The organism is Streptomyces sp. NPDC020742 (assembly GCF_040641675.1).
Lineage (GTDB): Bacteria > Actinomycetota > Actinomycetes > Streptomycetales > Streptomycetaceae > Streptomyces.
Window position 1 is genome coordinate 225,792 of record NZ_JBFAEA010000008.1, and the last position, 20,870, is coordinate 246,661.

Below are 20,870 nucleotides of genomic sequence, written 5' to 3' on the forward strand. Positions count from 1 at the left end.
ACCGTGGACCCGGACCTGCCCGTGGTGCGGTTGTGCGTGGCGGGCATGCAGGCCGAAGCGGAGGGGAGAGCGGAGAGGGCGCTCGAACTCTTCCAGCGCGCCTGGGAGGCCGCCGCCGACGACTATGAGGCATGCATCGCCGCGCACTACCTCGCACGGCAGCAGCTCACACCCGAGGAGACGCTGCGCTGGAACAGGGAGTGCCTGGACCGCGCCGACCGGGTGGGGGACGCGCGGGTGCAGGCCTTCTATCCCTCGCTGTACGTGAATATGGCGCACGCCCATCAGCAGCTCGGCCAACCCGCACCGGCCCATACGTACTTCGTGCGTGCGGCGCAGCGAGTGGCCGATGCCTCCGAGGGACAGTACGGCGACTGGAACCGTTTCGCGATCGTGGAGGGCCTGCGCCGCACGGGGGCGGCGGCCGGGGACACGTACGGGGAAGGTGGTGCCACCGGTGTGGACGCGCTGCCCCAACCCCTCGAAGAGGAGCTCGACGCACGCCTCCGGGAGCTGTTTTCCCGCTGGTGCGCGCGGGCCGATCTCAAGGCGCTGGGGCTGACGCTCCCGGCCTACCTCGGATACCTCGGCACCGACCAGGACCGCACACGACTGCGTTCGGCGCTGCACATGGTCCATGCGGCGCGGTGGCTGCCGGACGACGAGCAGGCCGCGCTGGAGACGGTGATCGGCGCGGCGGCGCTGGGTGCCGGCAACTAGGGACGTCTTTCGCGTCATAGCGGGCTGGCTGGGGCTGGGCAGGAGGGGCGAAGCTGTCCGTCTGATCTGCCGTGTCGGAACTGCCGTTGAGGAGCGCCATGACCACCACCCACTCCGAGGGGTCCCACGACGGGGCGCACGTCCCCGAGCCGGCCGTCCGTACGCCGCCGCCGTCCGGGACGTCCGGGACGTCCGGAGGTGCGGCCGAGCTGCTGCCCCAGACGCGGCGGGCGTTGCTGCACCGGCTGGCTGCCGGGCAGGCCGAGGGACGGGCGCCCTCGATGGTGGGCGGGGTGGTCCGTGAGGGGCGAGCGGTATGGACCGGCGCCCGGAGTGCCGCCGAGGAGGAGGCCGCGCACGCCGATGTGCAGTACCGGATCGGGTCCCTCACCAAGACCTTTGTCGCCGTGCTGGTGATGAGGCTGCGGGACGAGGGGCTGCTGAGGCTGGAGGACCCGCTCGGTACGCATCTGGAGGGCACTCCGGTGCCGGATGCCACGGTCGCTCAGCTGCTCGCCCACAGTTCGGGGCTGGCCGCGGAGACGCGTGGCCCGTGGTGGGAGCGGACCCCGGGCGGGCTGCGGCCCGAGCCGGCCGATCTGTTCGGCGAGTCGCCGCAGCGGCTGCCCGCGGGCCGGCGGCACCACTACTCCAACCCGGGCTATGCGTTGCTCGGCGCGCTGGTCGAACGGCTGCGGGGCGGTATGCCGTGGGCCGAGGTGCTGCGCCGCGAGGTGCTGGAGCCCCTGGGCATGCACCGTACGACGCTGCGGCCGGAGCCGCCGCATGCGAGCGGCTGGGCGGTGCATCCGTGGGCCGATGTGCTGCTTCCGGAACCGGCGCAGGACACCGGGCTGATGGGCCCCGCGGGGCAGTTGTGGTCGACGCTGGAGGACCTGTGCCGGTGGGCTGCGTTCCTGGTGCGGGGCGATCAGCGCGTACTGGACGCGGCGACCCTGGCCGAGATGCGGACGCCTGCCGTACCGCCGGAGGGAGCCGCGGGGGAGGGCGGCTACGGGCTGGGCCTCCAGCTCGTACGGCGGGGCGGTCGGACGCTGTTCGGGCACAGCGGTTCGATGCCCGGGTTCCTGGCGGCGCTGTGGGCCGATGCCGAGGAGGACGTGGCCGGCATCGTGCTCGCCAACTGCACGTCGGGGCCGGTGGTTCCGGCCATCGCCGCCGACCTCACCGGGATCGTGATCGAGCACGAGCCCCGGATCCCCGAGCCCTGGCGCCCACTGAGTGGACCGCTGGATCCGGAGCTGCTGGCGCTGACCGGGCCCTGGTACTGGGGCGCGAACCCGCATGTGGTGCGGTTGCACGCGGAGCGCGCACTGGAGCTCGCACCGCTCTCCGGAACGGGGCGGGCCGCGCGCTTCCGAGCAGAGGAGGACGGCACCTGGACCGGGCTGGACGGCTACTACGCGGGCGAGACGCTGCGGGTGGTGCGGGACCGGGACGGTGCGGTGAGCCATCTGGACCTGGGCACCTTCGTGTTCACCCGCGGGCCCTACGAGCCGTCGGCTCCGGTACCCGGCGGGGTGGACCCGGGCGGCTGGCGGTCCTGAGCCCGGGACGGGCGACACTGGGCCCGTACGGCGTGGGCACAGCGGTCGCACGTACAGTCGGGCCCGACGTCAGGAGCCGCGCCGAGGCGGCTCGCTACCGCTGGAAGGCCCTGGTGACTGCCGTGTCCGACCCGACCGCAAACTCCGCTGTCCCCGCCCTGCTCGACCTGCCGCCGCTCACGGCGTCTCACTTCGCGCGGATCGAGGACAAGGTGGCCGCGCTGATGCGCACCCGGTGCGATGTGGTGGCGATGCAGGGCGAGGCGCTGCTGCCGTTGGAAGCCTGTATCCGCTCGGCCGTGCGGCCCGGCAGCACCGCGCTCAACATCATCACCGGGCCGTACGGCGAGACCTTCGGCGGCTGGCTGCGGTCCTGCGGGGCCGAGGTGATCAACCTCAGCGCGCCGTTCACCGGTGCGGTCGCCCCGCAGCAGGTGGCGGAGGCGCTGCGGGAGCACCCCGAGATCGACTTCGTCAGCCTGGTGCACGCCGAGGCGGCCACCGGCAACACCAACCCCGTCGCAGAGATCGGCGCGGTGGTGCGGGAGCACGGCGCGCTGCTGATGCTGGACGCGGTCGCGTCGGTGGGTGCCGAGCCGCTGCTCACCGACGAGTGGGGCGTGGACCTCTGTGTGATCGGCGGGCAGAAGGCGATGGCCGGACCCGCCGGGGTGTCCGTGGCGTCGGTCAGCGCTCGTGCATGGGAGCGGATCGCTGCCAATGAGCAGGCGCCGCGGCGTTCCTACCTCTCGCTCCTGGACTGGAAGGAGCGCTGGATCGATGGTGGACGCACCGCCCTTCCACACGCTCCGGCGCAGGTGGAGATGCTTGCCCTGGAGCAGGCCGCGGACCGGATCGAGGCCGAGGGCCTGGACGCGGTCATCACCCGTCACCGCGCCGCGGCTGCGGCCACCCGGGCCGGGGTACGGGAGCTCGGCGGGCTCGCGCCGTATGTCGTGCGGGACGAGGACGCGGCGCCGGCCGCAACGACGCTCCGGGCTCCCGAGGGAGTGGACGCCCGCGAGATCGTGACCGCCGCCCTCAGGGTGGATGCCGCGGTGCCGGTGCAGGCCGCGGCGGGGGCACTGGCGAAGGAGATGATCCGGGTGAACCACTACGGCCGCGCTGCTGACCGGGCCGTGGTGACGGCGTCGCTGAGGGCGCTGGCGGGCGGGCTGAACGCGCTCGGTGTGTCCGTGGATGCCGAGGGCGCGGCGGTGGCCGCGGGCTCGGCCTGGGATGCGGTGGTCGCTGACTGAGTCCTGCCGCTCAGGGGGCCGTGTTTCACGTGAAACACGGCCCTTTTTGTGTGTGCGTGAAGGTGTGTTGGGTGGGGCGAGCGGCGCTGTGTTTCACGTGAAACGGACCTGTGCGCGCCCCAGTTGAGGCGCTGTCGGGGGTGGGTCTGGGCCTCTGAGGAGTACGCCGGGGGCGGCAACCGCCTCGTCCGGACAGATGCGGCCCAGTGGCGGAGCAGCGAGACCAGGGACAGCCTGCGTATTGCCCCGTTCTGTTGCTTTCCTCCCTGTTGTTTTTGCTGCTTTGGCCTTATTTCCTGAATTCCTGTCGCTCTGCTGGGCGTCGCTCTTCAACTCTGTGTCGGCGTGAGGCATCCGGCGTCCGGGGTCGGCTCACTCTCGGCGGTTGTCGCTCGCGCCCGTCGGCCGCCGCTTGCACCCGCCCGGTGTCCCCCACGCCCCGTCCGCTGTCTGTCGCCCGCGCCTCCACTGCCGTCCGATCGAGGTGGTCGACGCGGTGGCCGGGTGCGCTTCGGGGGAGCTGCCTATCGGCTGACGCATCCGGCCGTCCCGGCGCGCGCCGCTGCAAGCGATCGCCGAGCCTTTAACGATCTTGCTCAGAGCCTCCTCTAGAATCGGAATGGACGACCCGCTTGATCGCGGAGCGCTCCACGTGGATGTCGATGTCCCTCAGGAGGTCCGGTGATGTCGGACGGTGGTGTCGTGCGGGGTGCGCCGGCCGCGCGTGCCGATGCCCGGCGCAACCGGGCACTGGTGCTCCAGGCGGCCCGATTCGCCTTCGAGGAACAGGGGTTGGGCGTCCCCCTCGGGGAGATCGCACGCCGGGCCGGGGTCGGGGCGGGAACCGTCTACCGCCATTTCCCTTCCAAGGAAGCCCTGTTTAGGGCGGCGATCGTGGATCGGATCGAACTCTTCACCGATACCGCAAGGGACTTGGTGGATGCCGAGGATCCCGGTGGGGTCTTCTTTCGCTTCCTGTCCTCGGTGGTGCGGCTGGTGTCGCGGAACAAGGCGCTGTGCGACGCGCTGGAGGCGGCCGGCGCAGGGCGCTTCACGCCGTCCCCGGGTGTGGGGAAGGACTTCGACGAGGCGCTGGAAGCCCTGCTGATCAGGGCCCAACAGGCAGGCGCCGTACGGCGGGACGTCGGGATAACGGACCTCAGGGCGCTGCTGGTGGGCTGCCTTTCGATGGAACGGGCTCGGCAGGCGGCGAGTCCGGAGGCCCAGGCTCCGGAGCGAATGACGGCGTTGATGTGTGATGCACTGCGGGCCACGCCGGACGTAACGAAACTTCCTCCGGAGCGCGGAAATCGTAACGAATGGCGGTGCGCGGTGTGCGGTGCGGCCCTCGTGGCGGCCCGCACGGGGCGTCGTGCGCGCTACTGCGGGGGTGCCTGTCGGCAGAAGGCCCACCGGGAGCGGGCTCGCACGCGGCGGGCGTGAGGCCGGCCCGCAAGAGTGGACCGGGGCTCGCCGGGGCCCGGGCGTGGGACCCGCGGGGCAGCCCGGGCGTGGGGTCGCCTGCGACCGTGGATGCCTCCCCGGCCGTGGGCCCGCCCCGATGGTGTGCTGCCGGCCGTGTCAGAGCATCAGCTTGAAGCCCAGGTGGGAGGCCTCGAACCCGAGGCGCTCATAGAAGCGGTGCGCATCGACCCGGGTGGCATCGGAGGTGAGCTGCACCATCTGGCAGCCGAGCGCGCGGGACTCCTCGACCGCCCACTCGATGAGCCGGCTGCCGAGGCCGCTGCCCCGCTCGTCACGGTGGATCCGGACGCCCTCGATGATCGAGCGGGTGGCGCCGCGCCGGGACAGTCCGGGGATCACTGTGAGCTGGAGGGTGCCGATCGTCTGGCCCGCCCGCACCGCGACCATCAGGTGCTGCTGAGGGTCGGCGGCCATCGTCTCGTACGCGGCGCGGTACGGCGTGAGGTCGTCGGGCGACTCGCGGGTGGCGCCCAGCGGGTCGTCGGCGAGCATCGCGACGATGGCGGACAGATCGGCTTCGGTGGCGCGGCGAATCTCGAGATCGCTCATGGCCGCGACCCTATGGCGTGTCATGGCGGGGCGGCGGGCCGACAACGGGCCGGTGTCCATGCCGCGGCGCCCGACCCCGTCTCCTCCCGTACGGCCGTACCTCGACGCCGGACGCTGACGGCCGGCCGTCAGCAATCGGCCCTCAGTAACGGCCTTCAGTAACGGCCTTCAGTGATCGGCCGGCGGTGCGAGCGTCTCGACCGCGGTGACCAGCGGCGCCAGCTCCGGGCGCTGGGCGGCCTCCTGGAGCGCCTTACGGAGCGCGCCGTCGTGGGTGGGCCGGGCCTCCACCAGGAGCGCGAGACCCTCGGGCGTGACGTCGGTGTAGATGCCGCGCCGGTCGTCGGGGCACAGGTAGCGCGCCAGCAGCCTGCGCTCCTCCAGCCGGGTCACCAGGCGGGTGGTGGCGCTCTGGCTGAGGACGACGGAGTCCGCTACCTGGTGCATCCGCAGGTGCCCGCCCGGTCCGTCGTGCTGCTCGCTGAGCACGTTGAGGACCGAGTACTCGCGGACGCTGAGGTCGTGCTGGGCCTGCAGCGCGCGCTCGATGTGCGACTCGATGCGGCCGTGCAGGGCGGAGAGCGCGCACCAGCCTTGCGCCAGCGTGGGGGCCGTCGCCGGGGTGCAACCGGGGGTCGCCGCTGCCGCCTCCTGGGACGCCGCCCGCTCCCGGCTTTCCTGCTGCTCGCGCGTCTGCTGCGTCATCGAAGACCTCCTCAAGGGGCGCACGACCAGGATAGGCCACGTTCGAAATATACGGCGCTTGCAATTAATCGGCGTCTGCAATTATTGTGAACGCTCGTAAAGGACTGGCGCAATCATTCGAAGGGATCCGTCATGCCGCTCGCACTCCTGGCTCTGGCCATCGGTGCCTTTGGGATCGGAACGACCGAGTTCGCGGTCATGGGCCTGCTGCCCGACATGGCGGACGGCTTCGGCATCTCCATCCCGCTCGCCGGATACGCGACCACGCTCTACGCCCTCGGTGTGGTCGTCGGCGCTCCCCTGATGACCACGCTCGGCACGCGCTTCACCCGCAAGCAGATGCTGATGCTGCTGATGGGCCTGTTCATCGTGGGCAACCTGCTCACGGGGCTCGCGCCGAACTTCTGGATCATGTTGGCCGGCCGGATCGTCGCCGCGTTCACGCACGGTGCCTTCTTCGGTATCGGGGCGCTGGTGGCCGCCGACCTGGTCGCACCGCAGAAGCGCGCCACCGCCATCTCGCTGATGTTCAGCGGCCTGACCGTCGCCAACGTCGTGGGCGTACCGGCCGGCACGATGCTCAGCCAGCAGTTCGGCTGGCGGATGACCTTCTACGCCATCACCGCACTCGGGGTGATCGGACTGCTCGGCATCGTCAGGCTGGTCCCGGCGCAGCGCGCGAAGGCGGCCTCCCCCATCGGCAGGGAACTGGCGGTCTTCCGCAATCCGCAGGTCGGCCTGGCGATGTTGATGACGGTCCTCGGCTTCGGCGGTGTCTTCGCGGCGGTCACCTATCTCGCCTCGATGATGACCGAGGTCACCGGCTTCGCGCCGTCGTCGGTCATCTGGCTGACGGCCGTCTTCGGCCTCGGCATGGTGGGCGGAAACCTGGTCTCCGGCCGCTTCACCGACCGCGCCATGATGCCCATGTTGTTCGTGTCGATGACCGGTCTGGCGCTCTCGCTGGCCGTGTTCACCTTCACCGCGCACAACAAGATCGCGGCGACCGTCACCATCGGACTGATCGGCAGCTTCGGGTTCGCGACCGTGCCGCCGCTGCAGAAGCGGGTGATGGACCAGGCTGCCGCCGCCCCCACCCTCGCCTCGGCCGGAAATATCGCGGCGTTCAACTTCGGCAACGCACTGGCCGCTTGGCTCGGCGGGATCGTCATCTCTGCGGGTCTCGGGTACACCGCCACCAACTGGGTCGGTGCGCTGATGACCGTGGCGGCGCTCGGTGTCGCGATATTCGCCTGTGCCCTGGAGCGGCGCCGGCCGGCCACCGGCGGAACTGTGGTCACCGGCGGAACTGTGGTCACCGGCGGAACCGTGGTCACCGGCGGCGCCGGCAGCAGCACGCTCGCCGATGAGCCCGTGCCGGCGGGCCAGAGCTGACGACACCGGCCTCGAGGTCGACCCCGGCCGCACTCCCTCCGCCCCGATGCCACCTCCTCCTCCACGTCCACAACCCGCCCCGCTGCCACCGCACCCTCATCGCCGACGTCTTCACCGGCCCCCGAAACCGCTGTCGTCCCGACGGTCCGTCCCCTCACCACCGGTGAAGGAGAGGGGCTCATCGAGGCCGCCGTACGGGCCGCCGACAGTCTTGGCGTGCGGGGCAGCATCACCGTGCTGGACGCGGGTGGTCATCTGCTGGGCTTCCGACGGGAGGACGGGGTGGTGCTGATATCCGGCGAGACCAGCACCCGCAAGGCCTCTACGGCACTGCAGTTGGATGCGCCGACCGCCGACCGCCGACCGCCGACCGCCGACCGCCGACCGCCGACCTCATCGACCTCGTACGGCCCGAGGGCCTCTTCCACACGCTGCCCACGGCACTGGACCGGCCGCTGCTCTTCCTCGCGGGCGGGCTGCCGCTCCACCGGGACGGCAGGCTGATCGACGCTATCGGCGTCGGTGGTGGTGCACCCGTGCAGGACCACGAGATTGCGGTGACGGCACGGGCAGAAGCCGGCCTGGCCTGACGACAGTCAGGCTCTCCGTCCGTACGGCGCCGTCCGTCGCCTCGGCGGCGCCGCTCCGTCAGCGGGCGGTGGCGCCCTCCTTGCCGTCGTGATGCGTTCCTGCCGCGACGCCTTCCTCACGCCGGTCTGCCGACCTGCCGCACTCGCGCCGACTGCCCTCAGATCTCCACCGCCACTCTCATCCGAAGCACCCCAAGTACCCCAAGCGCCCCAACAACATCAGCTGCCCCAAAGACCTCTATCTCCCCAACCACCCCACCCGTCCCCACTTCGGCCTACTTGCACCTGAACCCCTGCCCCGTCGGTGCCGAACCGGGGGTGACGTCCTAGGCTCCGGGGCATGAGCAAGCTGCATCTGTTCGACATGGACGGGACTCTGCTCTACGGGTCCGCGGCCGCGATCGAGATCTCCCGGCAGCTCGGGCTGGAGCGGGAGATCGCCGAGCTGGAGCGGCGGTTCACGGCGCGGGAGCTGACGCCGCCGCAGTACGCACAGCTGGCATGCGACCTCTGGGCCGCCGAGTTGACCGACGTTCATGTGGCGGCGGCCTTCGAGGGTGCACCATGGCTGTCCGGAATTCAGGAGGTCTGGGCGGATATCCGGGCCCGCGGTGAGCGCTGTGCGGTGATCTCCCTTTCGCCCTCTTTCTTCGTTGAGCGGCTTTTGGCCTGGGGTGTTGACACCGCTCACGGTTCTCGCTGGCCCAGCGTTCCGCTCCGGGGTCCGGTGGCGCCGGCCGGCGTGCTCTCGTCCGCGGCGAAGGTGCGGATCGCGGATGAACTCTGTGTGCAGTACGGGCTGACCAGGGCCGACTGTGTGGCGTACGGCGACTCGATGTCGGACGCCGAACTGTTCACCGTGGTGCCCCAATCGGTGGCCGTGAATGCGGATCACCATGTCAGTGACCTGGCTTCGTATGCGTATGCGGGGCGCGATCTGCGAGTGGCATACGAACTGGTCCGTACTGGCCGGTAATTAAGGACATTCCTCTGGAGAATCGTCCGCTCTATCCGCCGAAAATGCACTCTGTGGGGAGGATCACTGTTATCGGAGGGGCCGCACGGAGTGTTCCAAGATCAGGTCTTGTGGTTTCAACTACTGCCGGTATGGTCGAGTCCGACTTGGCGGCGGTGAGGGCTTCCGTGGGTCGCGTAGGGCGGGCCAAGCTCGCCAGCCTAGCGGTGAAGCGGCCCGTGACACCCGGACTTCCGACTGTTTGTCCGTTGTGATGGCAGGGGTGGCATGGTGCTGATGCCGCATCTGCTCCGCATTGCCGCAAGGAAGTGAGATATGTCCGCTTTAGAGGGTGTTGCCGGGATCGCTTGACTCGATTAAGAATTCCGGGGCAGGACGGGGGAATTGCGGGCAGTTCCGTTCCACGGAAGTGCGAAGTCAACCGAAAGACGTTCGAGGCGAGGCAACCATGGACGCTCCGACCACCACGTCGGCCGATAACGGCTCTTCTGGCGGCAGCAGTGGCGATTGGGGTTGGTTCACTCCGCCGGCGAAGAAGTCCTCCAGTGATCAGCAGGAAGGGCATCACGCTCAGGGCCGGCAGGACCAGGACGGCCGGGCCGAACAGGACGACCCGGGTGAACCGCGCGACCCCGATGCTCACAGAGGCCCCGGGTGGAACGAACAGGGCGAATGGAGCGAACAGGGCGGTCGGGGGCAGCAGCAGATACCCAGCCGGCCGGTCAACCCCATCCGCCCGGTAGGCAATGCCGCAGCGCGCGGTCGTGGGACCGAGCAGCCGCAGGCTCCCCAGCGGCACCATGAGACAGCCCCTCGCCCCGCAGCGCCGGCAGCCCCCGTAGCACCGGCTGCCGCCGTGCCCCCTACAGCACCGGTCGCCCCGGTGGCCTCCGCTCAGCCGCCCGCCCCCGCCCCGGCACCCGGCTACAGCGACCCGTTCACCCCGTACACGCCGCCGCGCCACGAGCCCGAGCCCGCCCAGGAGCGGGAGCCGGAGACGGCCCGGCAGCAGCCCGTATGGGAGCGTGAGTACGCCCGGGGCCGGGAGCCCGAGCCCCGGCACGAAGCCGCACACAACGCCGCGGCGCCCGGCACGCTTCCCGGCATGGCTCCCGCTGCTCCCGGCGCCGCACCCGCTGCTCCTGCCGCACCGACGGCTCCCACCGCTCCCACCGCTCCCGCCGCACCAATGGCGCCCGCTGCCCCCGCCCCTCCGCCGCCCGCCGAGGCGGCGCCCCCGGCCGCCTCCTCCTTCGCCCCCAACAAGCGGCCTGCCGCACCCGCCGCGGAGCCCTCCCTCGAGGCGTTGGAAGCCGCGGCCTCCTCCGCCACACCCGCCTCGCCCGACGCGGTGCTCATCCGGCGCACCATGGCCGAGATCGAGCCGGTCGCCGACAAGGTGACCTCGTACTTCTATGCGCTGCTGTTCGTCCAGCACCCCGATCTGCGGGCGCTCTTCCCCGCGTCGATGGACACCCAGCGCGACCGGCTCTTCAAGGCGCTGCTGACCGCGGCCCAGCACGTCGACGACGCCGAGGTGCTCGGCGCCTACCTGGCGAATCTCGGCCGTGGGCACCGTAAGTACGGCACCCAGCCCGACCACTACCCCGCGGTTGGCGAGTGCCTGCTCAACGCCCTCGCCCGCTATGCCACCACCGCCTGGAGCCCGGAGACCGAGGCCGCATGGGTGCGCGCCTACACCGCGATCTCGCAGATCATGATCGACGCGGCCGCCGCGGACGAGGCCCGAGCGCCCGCCTGGTGGCAGGCCGAGGTGGTCTCGCACGAACTGCGCACCCCCGACATCGCGGTGGTGACGGTCCGCCCCGACCAGCCCTATCCGTTCCTCGCCGGGCAGTACACCAGCATCGAGACGCCCTGGTGGCCGCGGGTGTGGCGGCATTATTCGTTCGCCTCGGCGCCGCGTTCGGACGGACTGCTCTCGTTCCATGTGAAGGCGGTCCCGGCCGGTTGGGTCTCCAATGCGATGGTGCACCGGGCCCGGCCCGGTGATGTCATCCGGCTCGGTGCGCCGGCCGGTTCGATGACCGTCGACCACACCACCCGCAACGGTCTGCTGTGCGTCGGCGGAGGCACCGGAATCGCGCCGATCAAGGCACTGATCGAGGATGTGGCGGAGCACGGCGTCCGGCGTCCCGTCGACGTCTTCTACGGTGCCCGCACTGATCACGACCTCTACGACCTCGACACCATGCTGCGCCTGGAGCAGAGCCACCAGTGGCTCTCGGTCCGCCCGGTCGTCGCCAGCGGACCGGCGATCCGCGGCGGGACCAGCAGCGAGACCGGCCAACTTCCGGATGCCGTGCGACAGTACGGCCCGTTCCGGGAGTACGACGCCTATCTCTCCGGGCCGCCCGGGTTGATCCGCAGCGGCGTGGACGCGTTGGTGGGGGTCGGCATCCCGACCAACCGCATTCGGCACGACTCCATCGAAGAGCTGGTCGCGGCAGGAGCGTGAGGTCGTGGCAGCACAAGGCGAACACGGGCCGACAGGGGAGGGGTGGGTCATGCCCCGGCAGGAGCGTCCAGGGAGCGACGGCGAGCACTTGGTGCAGCAGCGTCTCGGGACGACCGAGCGCGCCGACCGCTTCTACGGCGAGCAGGTGCTGGACCACCTCAACGCCCGTATGCAGGAGTTCGTGGCCCGGCAGGAGATGTTCTTCCTGGCTACCGCGGACCGGCACGGCGAGTGCGACTCGACGTTCCGGGCCGGGCCACCCGGGTTCATCCAGGTGCTCGACGACCGGACCCTGGCGTATCCGGAATACCGTGGCAACGGTGTCATGGCGTCCGTCGGCAACATCTCGGAGAACCCGCGGCTGGGCATGATGCTGATCGACTTCACCCGCGACCGCATCGGGCTGCACATCAACGGACGGGCGCGGGTCGTGATGGACGAGGACATGCGGGCCAGCCACCCCGGTCTGCCGGTCGATCCGGTGCCCGGCCGGCGGGCCCAGCTGTGGGTCACCGTCGACGTCGAGGAGGCGTACATCCACTGCGCCAAGCACATCCCCCACCTGCAAAAGGTCCCGGCACAGCAGCGCGGGGCGCGGGCCTGGGGGACGGACGACGTCAAGCGGAAGGGCGGGGACTTCTTCGGGGCGGCGGCCGAGGCGGGCGAACGGCCGCCCTTCCGCCGCACGGAGCGCGGGAACGAGCACCTTCGGGGCGGGCTGCACGAGGACACGGCGGACGGGCCGGAGGAGGCGTCCGGCGGAGAACTCCCGGGCCCAGGGGCCGGCGCGGCGCCCGGCGCCCGGCACCGTGTCCCGCGCCGGGACGACTTCGTGGAGGAGCTGAACGCGGAGTTCCTCGACCGGGTCGAGCGGGTGCTGGCACGTGCCCAGCCCCGGCGGTCGGCGGAGGACGAGCCCGCGTTCCGCGGGTGGTTCGACCGGCGCGACGGCTGACCCGGACCGCTGCCAGGCCCGGGTGGCAGCTGACCCAGCCGGCTGCCAGGCCCGGCGCGGCGACCCGGTGGACGCCGGTCGCGGCCGAGGATGCGGGATCCGCCCGGTTCGGTTTGTTCGACCCGGTCGGGTCGCTCAGCCCAGGTCGGGTGCGTGCATCGCCCGTACGCCCTCGATGTTGCCGTCCAGGTAGTGCCGCAGGGACAGCGGAACCACCTCGACCGAGGCGATGCCCACCCGGGTGAAGGGCACCCGCACGATCTCGTAGTGCCCGCAGGGCTCCTCGACCTCGGGGCCGTGCCGGCGGGCGGGATCCATGGTGTCGAGCCGGCAGACGAAGAAGTGCTGGACCTTGACGCCGTCCACCCCGCCGTCGCTGAAGTGCTCGACGGTGTCGACGAAGACCGGCACCACGTCCTTGACCTTGGCGCCGAGTTCTTCGTCCAGTTCGCGGTGGAGGGCGTCGATCACGGTGGCGTCCTCGGGCTCGACGCCGCCACCGGGGGTGATCCAGTACGGGGCCCGGCCCGGCTTGGTGCGCTTGATCAGAACGAGATCCTCGCCGTCGAGCAGAATCGCGCGGGCGGTGCGTTTCACGACTGGCCGTACGGTCATAGTCGACAGATGCCGCACATACGGACTGGCGAAACCCCTGTCTCTGGGTCACCAGCCGACGGCGGAGCGCAGCAACCAGTCATGCGCCCGCGCGATGTGCGGCAGACCGAGCGTCCCGGTCCGTACGGCTAGGAAGTACGTGCGCAGTGGCGGCACGGGCGGGTCGAGCAGGGCGACGACCTCACCGTAGTTCAGCGCGTCGGCGCACAGGTAGCGCGGCAGTACGGCGAGCCCGGCGCCGGCCGTGACGCAGGACAGCACCGCCCGGAGGTCGGCCGCGATCACGGCGGCGGAGGCCGCGGGCTTGGCGTCGAAGACCGCGGACCAGTAGCGGGTGATCAGCGGGAGGCTCTCATGCACCTCGACGACCGGCACGGGGTCAAGCACCCGGACCCCGCCGGCCTGCAACTCCGCGGGGCCGCCCAGCTCGTCCGCCCAGCACGGGGCGGCGATCAGCACATGCTCCTCGTCGCACAACGGGGTGGCGGTGAGCAGCCCCCCGCGGGGCCGGGTGGTGGTGACGGTCAGATCGTGATGGCCGGCGGCCAGGCCGGCCAGCAGGTCGTCGGCGGGCCCGAAGGAGGCGCGTAGGGACAGGCCCTGGGTGAGCAGCGCGGTCAGTGCGGGGAGCGCCCGTTCGGTCAGGAACTCCGGAGGGCCGGCGAGGTGGAGGGTGCGGGTGACGGAGTCCCGGTCGAGGCCGGGTTCGGTGATCGCGGTGAGGGCGTCCAGATGGGGTGCGACCTTGTGGGCGAGTTCATCGCCGAGGGTGGTGGGGGTGACACCACGGGCGCAGCGGAGGAAGAGCGGACGGCCCAACTGGCGTTCCAGCGCGCGGATCTGGCTGGTCACCGCGGGTTGGGAGAGGCCGAGCAGGGCGGCGGCGCGGGTGAAGGAGCCGGCCCGGTGCACGGTGACGAAGGTGCGCAGCAGAGCCAGATCCATCGCGTACCTCCTGTGCCACTCGGAAGCCTGGTCGCGGGCCAGCGATAAATTTGTCGATAGGGCTGTGCCGCTAGCGTGATTGGACACTGACGCTCAGTCAACTAGCCTTGTTCGAGCGGTTCGTTCCACGTGAAACTGCCGGTTTCACGTGAAACATGGGTGCGCGCCCCACCGAGCCGCGGCCGGCAGGGTGACGAGGGGGGATACCCTGCCGGCCAGTTCGTCGGGGCACTTCATCTGGCCACTTCATCTGGCCAGTTGCGTCCGGCCGTTCGTCCGGTCAGTCGGCGGTGGTCTGTTCCGCGGCGGTGTCCAGCGCGCGGAGGACGTCCGCGACCAGGTCCTCCGGTTCCTCGATGCCGACCGAGAAGCGGATGAAGCCTTCGGGTACGGCGTCCCCGCCCCAGCGGGCCCGCCGTTCGGCGCTGGACCGTACGCCACCGAAGCTGGTGGCGTCGTCGACGAGGGTCAGTGCGGACAGGAAGCGCTCGGCATGGGCCTTGTCCGGCAGGGCGAAGGACACCACGGATCCGAACCGGCCCGGCCGCATCTGCCGGGCGGCGCACACGTACGACGGGTCGGACGGCAGCCCAGGGTGGCGCAGGCCGGTGACCTCGGGGCGTTCGGCCAGAGCGGTGGCGAGCGCCAGGGCACCCGCGGACTGCTGGCGGACGCGCAGCGCGAGGGTGGCCAGGGAGCGGTGGGCGAGCCAGCTCTCCATAGGTCCGGGGATCGCACCCACGGTCTTCCGCCACAGTCGTACGGAGTCCGCCAGCGCGCCGTCGCGGGTGCTGACGTACCCCAGCAGTACATCGCCGTGGCCGGTCAGCGCCTTGGTGCCGCTGGCCACCGAGAAGTCCGCTCCGAGGTCGAGCGGGCGCTGGCCGAGCGGGGTGGCGAGGGTGTTGTCCACGGCCACCAGGGTGCCGCCCCGGTGCGCGGCATCGGCCAGCCGCCGGATGTCGCAGACATCGAGACCGGGGTTGGAGGGCGTCTCGATCCAGAGCAGTCGGGCGCCGTCCAGCACATCGAGCTGGGCCTCGTGTGCGGTCGGCGCCGTGCGGACCTCGATGCCGTAGCTCTCCAGCCGGGTGCGGACCGCCGGCAGCAGCTGGTAGCCGTCGCTGGGCAGCACCACCGCGTCGCCGGAGCGCAGTTGGGAGAAGAGCACCGCGCTGATCGCCGCCATGCCGGAGGCGAAGGCGACGGTGTGGACGCTCTCCTCCGGCGACTCGAGCGCACCGATCGCCTCTTCCAGACGGGTCCAGGTCGGATTGCCGTCCCGGCCGTAGGTGTACGGGCCGACGGCGTCCCCGGGAAGGTGGAAGTGCGCCGCGAACACCGGCCCGGGGAGCGCCGGTTCATGGGCCACCGGTTCCGGAAGTCCGGCCCGTACGGCGCGGGTGCCATCGCCCGTCATGCGCCCTCCTTGCCCTGTGGGCGCTCCAGGGCGGGCGCCCGGTGGTGGTCCCGGTCGTGCTCGGGTACCCGGGCGGGGGTCACGGCACGGGCCGCGACCTCGGTGCGGACCGCCGTCAGCAGGCCCTCGCTCGCGCTCTCGACCATCTCCAGGCACGCCTCGAAGTCCGTCAGGTCCCCGTAGTAGGGATCGGGCACGTCGAGTTCGTCCATGGCATCCACGGAGTCCAAAAAGTCCAAGGAGCCCAAGGAGTCCACGACATCTATCGTGTCCGGTCTATCCGTTATGTCCGATGCATCCGCTGTGCCTGTTGCGTACGAGCGCAGCAGGTGCACCTTGGCGGCGTCCTGGCGGGTGGGGGCCATCCGTCGAAGTGCGCGCAGGTGGCCGGAGTCGAGCGCGATGACCAGGTCGAGGTGGCCGAACCAGGACGCATGGAACTGGCGGGCAGTATGGGTGGATTCGTAGCCATGTGTCCTTAGCACGGTGACCGTGCGGGGGTCGGCTCCCTCGCCCTCGTGCCAGCCGCCGGTGCCCGCGCTGTCCACCTCGACCAGGCCGCCGAGCCCGTCTTCCGCGAGGTGAGCGCGGAAGACGGACTCCGCCATCGGCGACCGGCAGATGTTCCCGGTGCAGACGAAGCAGATGCGGAAGGGCGTGATCAACGGTCAGTCCTCATCGGGAAGGACCACATGCATCGCCCAGGAGACGATCGAAATGATCACGCCGCCGACCAGTGCGGACCAGAAGCCGTTCACATGGAAGGAGAGGTCCGCCTTGCCGGCGAGCCAGGAGGTCAGTAGCAGCATCAGCGCGTTCACCACCAGGGTGATCAGGCCGAGCGTGAGGATGAACAGGGGGAAGGACAGCAGCTTCACCAGGGGCTTGACCAGGAAGTTCACCAGCCCGAAGATCAGCGCGACCAGTACCAGCGTGAGTATCTTGCGGCCGGTGTTCTCACCGGTCAGCGTGATGTCCTTGAGCAGCCAGATGGCCACGGCAAGCGCCGCGGCGTTGGCGATCGTCTTGACCAGAAAATGCTTCATGGTGAGATCGTCGCAGACGAGTCTGAATTCATTGAGGGGTGCGAACGGCATGAAGGCTTTCAGACTGGATGAACTGGAAGCAGAGCGGGCCGCGAACGACGGTGCGTACCTGCAGTTCATCAGGGAGCGCAACATGTCGGTCGGGCTGTACGCGCTGGACGCCGGAAGCGTCGATCCACAGCAGCCGCACGCCCAGGACGAGGTGTACCTCGTGGTCAGCGGCCGGGGGGCGATCACGGTCGGGACGGAGACGGAGCCGGTGGCGCGCGGCAGCGTGGTCTATGTGCCGGCCGGGGTGCCCCACAAGTTCCACCACATCAGCGAGGACCTCCGGGTCATGGTGGTCTTCTCTCCTCCTGAGAGCTAGGGGCCGCGGCCCGCAACCCGTAGGGGAAGGGTCAGGGAAGGGCCGGGGCTGCGGAGCCCCCACAGCCATGCCCCGCGTCCTAGCATCGTGGATGTAGGGAGAGCCGGAGGCGGGGCGCGGTGGCACGCGGCCCGTGGAGGGCGCCCTCGGCGCAGCAGAAGAGCGCACCGACAGATAGCGCGGTACAGGCAACAGACACAGACGGCGCGACAGACAGAAAGCAGGGCAGAGCAGTGGCTGGTAAGGGGATATTCGCAGGGCTTCCGTGGTGGGTCACCTGGGTTGTGATTCCAGTCATCCTGATCGTGGTCTTCGGCGGATTCATCGCCACCGCGCTGGGCATCCTGGTCGGACTGCTGTTCAAGGTCCTCATCGCGGCGGCCCTGATCGCCGGCGTCATCTACCTCGTCCGCCGGGTCAGCAGCTCGTCGTCCTCGTCGAAGAGCGACTGGTAGGCCGACGCCCCGCCCAGGCGACCGACGCCCCGCCCGGGCGACCGACGCCCCGCCCGGGCGACCGACGCCCCGCCCGGGCGACCGACGCCGCGTCCGGACGACCGACGCCCCGGCGGCGGCGTCCGGGCGACGGGGCCCGGGTGGGCCCCGCCCTTCCGCGGACGGACCTCACCGGATCAGGCGTCCGTTCATGGATCCCGCTGGACCCCGCCCTCCACCGCCGGACCCCGCCCTCCACTGCCGGACCCCGCCCTCCACTGCCGGACCTCGCCGGTCCCCGCCGTCCGATGGCAGGCCACGCCGTCCACCGTCCACGGGGTCGGCCTTGGCCACTGACGTCCGACTGGTGCACCAAGGGGGTTAACTCCCCCGGCTTTCCCCCTGACGCCTCGACCCCCGCGGCTACAGTGCGAGCGCAGGCGTCTTCCGGACGGTGAGGTTCCGGCACATGCCGAGTGCGGCGAGGCCGACCGGCCGTCATCACGGGGCCCGGTAGACGCGCGCGGTGGCGGGAGCGGGTCCCGCGACCGGGGCTCCCGTGCCCCATGGCGAACGGACCTGGGGGTCGGCGTTGGCAATGGCGAACGGTGAATCCGGCTCACCTCCCACCTTGATCGGGTCGGTGCGGCGGGCGCTGAGACTGCTGGAGGCGGTGGGGGCGCACGCCGACGGGGCGCCGGCCAAACAGCTCGCCAGGGAGGCCGGGCTGCCCCTTGCGACGACCTACCACCTGCTGCGGACGCTGGCCCACGAGGGCTATCTGCAGCGCGAGAACGGCCTCTTCGTCGTCGGCGCCGCGGCCGAGGCGATCGGCCGGGCCGGGGGCCTACGCCGGCAGCGGGTGCAGATCTCGCAGGCGCTGGCCGTGGCGGGCCGGGAGCTGGGCGCCGCCGTCTACTTCGCCGTCTACCGCGAGGGCGAGGTGGAGGTGGTGGCGGTGAGCGACGACCCGGGCCGGCCGTCGGTGGAGGAGTGGGTCGACTTCCGGAGCACCGCGCACGCTCACGCGATCGGGCAATGTCTGCTCGCGCAGCTTGACGAGGCGGCGCGGAGGGAGCACCTGTCGCGGTACCCGGTGCAGTCGACGACGCCCTTCTCCGTGCGGTCCGAGGGAGAACTGTTGTACCGACTGGATACGGTGCGTCGCTGCCAGGTGGCCTATGAGCGCCAGGAATATGCCTTGGGCACGGTGTGCTCGGCCATCCCCGTCCAGGTCGGTGCGGCAGCCGCCACGCTCGCGGTGTCCCTTCCCGTCAGCGAACTGCACCGATTGCGGTCCGTCACGGATCGACTACGCATAAAGGCGGAGGCGGCACTAACGACACTCGCCTTCTCTATCAGTATCTGAAAACTCACTCCTTGTGATCTGTCTGCCTGTGGCCGACGATGGCGTTCACAGGGCTTTGGGGGTGTTCCCGGCCATCTGCGAATCAAGTGCGGGGCAGTGGTTGATGACCGACACAGTTCAGGCAGAAGTGATCATGAGCTTCGTCGTCTCGGAGGAGCTCGCGTTCCGGATTCCGGTGGAGCTGGACTTCGACCGCGCCGATCCGTACGCCGTCCGCTTCACCTTCGATCTGCCCGGCGATGCGCCGGTCACCTGGGCATTCGGTCGCGAGCTGCTGCTGGACGGCCTGAGCGGGCCGTCCGGTGAGGGGGACGTACGGATCCAGCCAGCCTCCCCCGAGCACCTCAGCGATGTCTTCATCAGCCTCCAAGTGGGCCCGGAGCGCGCCCTGTTCCGGGTGAGCGCCGCACCGCTGGTCGCCTTCCTGGACCGTACGGACCGGGTCGTGCCGCTGGGCAAGGAAGAGGTCTGCGACACGCTGGAGGCCGTACTGGACCGGATCCTCACCGAGGCGCCGGCCGGCTGAGGCCGGCCCGGACGTACCGTTTCGGCGCCGCCCTCGCCCCGCTCCTCAGCGCTTGCGCCGCCTGCCGTGCCCGCCGCGCCGTCCGCTCCGGCCGACGGTCGTGTCCACCGTGCCTGTCGCGCCCGACGCGTCCGATGCACCCGACGCGCCCCGTGCGTGCGGGATCCCCTCGCCCGTGCGGTCCGCCGAGACGACCAGGGCCGCGAGCAGCGTCGTCAGCGGTACCGAGGCGACCAGCCCGATGCTGCCGATCAGCGTGCGGACGATCTCCTCGGCGACCACCTCGCTGGTGGCGACCGTACCGACCCCGCTCTGTGCGATCGTGAACAGCAACAACAGAGGTAGTGCGGCGCCCGCGTAGGCCAGTACGAGGGTGTTGACGACGGAGGCGATGTGGTCCCGGCCGATCCGCATCGCCGCGCCGTACAGCTTCCGCCAGCCCGCGGCGGGGTCGGCCTCCTTCAGCTCCCAGACCGCGGCGGTCTGGGTCACCGTCACATCGTCGAGCACCCCCAGCGACCCGATGATGATCCCCGCCAGCAGCAGCCCGCGGATCTCGATGTCCGGGAAGAGCCCGTGCACCAGGCCGGTGGTGTCGTCCGTATTGCCGGTCAGCAGCGCCCAGTTGATGAACACCGATCCGAGCAGCCCGATCAGCAGGAGTGACGCCAGGGTGCCGAGGACCGCGACGGAGGTACGGGCGGTCAGCCCATGGCACAGATAGAGCGCGATCAGCATGATCGCGCTGCCCCCGACCACCGCCACCACCAGCGGATTCGACCCCTGCAGGATCGCCGGGAGGATGAACAGCGTCAGCACCACGAAGCTGGCCGCCAGCGCGACCAGCGCGAGCACCCCGCGCAGCCGCCCGACAATCACGACCGCGACGGCAAAGATCGCGGCCAGTACGCCCATCGGGAGGGACCGGTCGACATCGCTGACCGAGTACTGGAGATCCTTCGGCGCCTTCGGTGAGTACGCCACCACCACGTCCTGCCCGGCCGTGTAGCGCCGCAGTGCGTCCGGTGTCACCACCGTCCGGAAGGTGCGTCCGGCGTTCTCGCCCGTGGTGACCTCTATCGTCGCCTGCTGGCAAGCCTTGCCCCGGGCCGCTCCCCCGGTCGGCTGCTGACCCGTTGGCGAGGGCGGCTGCTGCTGCTCGGCATGGACATCGGCACAGTTCACCTGCACCACCTTGGTCACTCTGGCCTTCTCCGTGGGCTGGTCGAAGCCGACTCCGGACGGCTTGTGCGGCGGTGCGCCGCCCGGCCAGAGCACGATCAGTCCGACCGCCACCGCGGTCGCGAAGGGGATCAGTACCGCCGCAATGACTTTGCGGAGATGCCGGGAGACGGGCGCCGCGGGACCGTGGCCGTGCGTGTGGGCGTGCGGGGCGGCGTGGTGGTGAGACTCGTGAAGGGTCACCTCCAGATCATCGCAAGAACTCCAGGGGCCCCCTGTTCACCC

At 70.6% G+C, this 20,870-nt stretch carries 20 protein-coding genes and 1 pseudogene; 13 read left to right on the top strand and 8 right to left on the bottom strand.

Annotated elements, in window-relative coordinates; all coding sequences use genetic code 11:
- The first annotated feature begins 3 nt into the window (after positions 1-3).
- From AB0G84_RS17290 to AB0G84_RS17305, 4 genes are all read left to right on the top strand, one after another.
- Positions 4-720, top strand: a complete 717-nt coding sequence (locus tag AB0G84_RS17290; protein ID WP_361320933.1) for a hypothetical protein — start codon at positions 4-6, stop codon at positions 718-720.
- A gap of 98 nt (positions 721-818) precedes the next feature.
- Positions 819-2,288, top strand: coding sequence for a serine hydrolase domain-containing protein (locus AB0G84_RS17295; RefSeq protein ID WP_361320935.1), 1,470 nt, complete (start codon positions 819-821; stop codon positions 2,286-2,288).
- Between the two features lie 113 nt (positions 2,289-2,401).
- Complete coding sequence (locus AB0G84_RS17300) at positions 2,402-3,547, top strand: aminotransferase class V-fold PLP-dependent enzyme (protein ID WP_361320937.1); 1,146 nt, start codon at positions 2,402-2,404, stop codon at positions 3,545-3,547.
- Positions 3,548-4,231: 684 nt separating this feature from the next.
- Positions 4,232-4,990 carry a helix-turn-helix domain-containing protein gene (locus AB0G84_RS17305; protein ID WP_361320939.1) on the top strand — a complete coding sequence of 253 codons (759 nt, stop codon included), beginning with the start codon at positions 4,232-4,234 and terminating at the stop codon, positions 4,988-4,990.
- Positions 4,991-5,128: 138 nt separating this feature from the next.
- Here AB0G84_RS17305 and AB0G84_RS17310 read toward each other — a convergent pair whose 3' ends face one another.
- Together AB0G84_RS17310 and AB0G84_RS17315 are read right to left on the bottom strand one after the other, a co-directional pair.
- Complete coding sequence (locus tag AB0G84_RS17310; RefSeq protein ID WP_361320941.1) at positions 5,129-5,581, bottom strand: GNAT family N-acetyltransferase; 453 nt, start codon at positions 5,579-5,581, stop codon at positions 5,129-5,131.
- Between the two features lie 168 nt (positions 5,582-5,749).
- A complete protein-coding gene (locus AB0G84_RS17315) occupies positions 5,750-6,286 on the bottom strand; it encodes a MarR family transcriptional regulator (RefSeq protein ID WP_361320943.1) in 537 nt (178 codons plus the stop codon).
- 132 nt (positions 6,287-6,418) lie between these two features.
- Here AB0G84_RS17315 and AB0G84_RS17320 point away from each other — a divergent pair, with 132 nt between their 5' ends.
- From AB0G84_RS17320 to AB0G84_RS17340, 5 genes and pseudogenes are all read left to right on the top strand, one after another.
- A complete protein-coding gene (locus AB0G84_RS17320) occupies positions 6,419-7,681 on the top strand; it encodes an MFS transporter (RefSeq protein ID WP_361320945.1) in 1,263 nt (420 codons plus the stop codon).
- 180 nt (positions 7,682-7,861) lie between these two features.
- Positions 7,862-8,271: pseudogene (locus AB0G84_RS17325) on the top strand (heme-binding protein).
- A 340-nt stretch (positions 8,272-8,611) separates the two neighbouring features.
- The gene (locus AB0G84_RS17330; protein ID WP_361320947.1) at positions 8,612-9,247 is read left to right on the top strand and encodes an HAD-IB family phosphatase; all 636 of its coding nucleotides are present in this window, start codon (positions 8,612-8,614) and stop codon (positions 9,245-9,247) included.
- Between the two features lie 448 nt (positions 9,248-9,695).
- The gene (locus tag AB0G84_RS17335; protein ID WP_361320949.1) at positions 9,696-11,726 is read left to right on the top strand and encodes a globin domain-containing protein; all 2,031 of its coding nucleotides are present in this window, start codon (positions 9,696-9,698) and stop codon (positions 11,724-11,726) included.
- 49 nt (positions 11,727-11,775) lie between these two features.
- Positions 11,776-12,681 (top strand): pyridoxamine 5'-phosphate oxidase family protein, encoded by a 906-nt coding sequence (locus AB0G84_RS17340; RefSeq protein ID WP_361320951.1) that lies wholly within the window; start codon positions 11,776-11,778, stop codon positions 12,679-12,681.
- Positions 12,682-12,816: 135 nt separating this feature from the next.
- On the opposite strand, the gene AB0G84_RS17345 is transcribed toward AB0G84_RS17340, so the two are convergent.
- The 5 genes from AB0G84_RS17345 to AB0G84_RS17365 all read right to left on the bottom strand — a co-directional run bounded on the left by AB0G84_RS17345 (position 12,817) and on the right by AB0G84_RS17365 (position 16,707).
- Positions 12,817-13,296, bottom strand: coding sequence for an NUDIX hydrolase (locus AB0G84_RS17345; RefSeq protein ID WP_361320953.1), 480 nt, complete (start codon positions 13,294-13,296; stop codon positions 12,817-12,819).
- Positions 13,297-13,344: 48 nt separating this feature from the next.
- Complete coding sequence (locus AB0G84_RS17350; RefSeq protein WP_361320955.1) at positions 13,345-14,241, bottom strand: LysR family transcriptional regulator; 897 nt, start codon at positions 14,239-14,241, stop codon at positions 13,345-13,347.
- 280 nt (positions 14,242-14,521) lie between these two features.
- Positions 14,522-15,661 carry a cystathionine gamma-lyase gene (locus tag AB0G84_RS17355; protein WP_361320957.1) on the bottom strand — a complete coding sequence of 380 codons (1,140 nt, stop codon included), beginning with the start codon at positions 15,659-15,661 and terminating at the stop codon, positions 14,522-14,524.
- Positions 15,658-16,326, bottom strand: a complete 669-nt coding sequence (locus AB0G84_RS17360) for a low molecular weight protein-tyrosine-phosphatase (RefSeq protein ID WP_361320959.1) — start codon at positions 16,324-16,326, stop codon at positions 15,658-15,660. Before AB0G84_RS17360 ends, AB0G84_RS17355 begins: the two co-directional genes overlap by 4 nt.
- 3 nt (positions 16,327-16,329) lie before the next feature.
- A complete protein-coding gene (locus tag AB0G84_RS17365) occupies positions 16,330-16,707 on the bottom strand; it encodes a phage holin family protein (protein ID WP_361320961.1) in 378 nt (125 codons plus the stop codon).
- 49 nt (positions 16,708-16,756) lie between these two features.
- Here AB0G84_RS17365 and AB0G84_RS17370 point away from each other — a divergent pair, with 49 nt between their 5' ends.
- The 4 genes from AB0G84_RS17370 to AB0G84_RS17385 all read left to right on the top strand — a co-directional run bounded on the left by AB0G84_RS17370 (position 16,757) and on the right by AB0G84_RS17385 (position 19,403).
- Positions 16,757-17,074 (top strand): cupin domain-containing protein, encoded by a 318-nt coding sequence (locus AB0G84_RS17370; RefSeq protein ID WP_361320963.1) that lies wholly within the window; start codon positions 16,757-16,759, stop codon positions 17,072-17,074.
- Between the two features lie 233 nt (positions 17,075-17,307).
- Positions 17,308-17,529 (top strand): DUF5326 family protein, encoded by a 222-nt coding sequence (locus AB0G84_RS17375; protein WP_361320964.1) that lies wholly within the window; start codon positions 17,308-17,310, stop codon positions 17,527-17,529.
- Between the two features lie 577 nt (positions 17,530-18,106).
- Positions 18,107-18,877: an IclR family transcriptional regulator C-terminal domain-containing protein gene (locus AB0G84_RS17380; RefSeq protein ID WP_361320965.1), complete on the top strand. Its 771-nt coding sequence runs from the start codon at positions 18,107-18,109 to the stop codon at positions 18,875-18,877.
- 103 nt (positions 18,878-18,980) lie between these two features.
- On the top strand, positions 18,981-19,403 hold the full coding sequence (locus AB0G84_RS17385) for an SsgA family sporulation/cell division regulator (RefSeq protein WP_361320966.1): 423 nt from the start codon (positions 18,981-18,983) through the stop codon (positions 19,401-19,403).
- Between the two features lie 45 nt (positions 19,404-19,448).
- Here AB0G84_RS17385 and AB0G84_RS17390 read toward each other — a convergent pair whose 3' ends face one another.
- Positions 19,449-20,828, bottom strand: coding sequence for a YibE/F family protein (locus AB0G84_RS17390; RefSeq protein WP_361320967.1), 1,380 nt, complete (start codon positions 20,826-20,828; stop codon positions 19,449-19,451).
- Between the last annotated feature and the right edge of the window lie 42 nt (positions 20,829-20,870).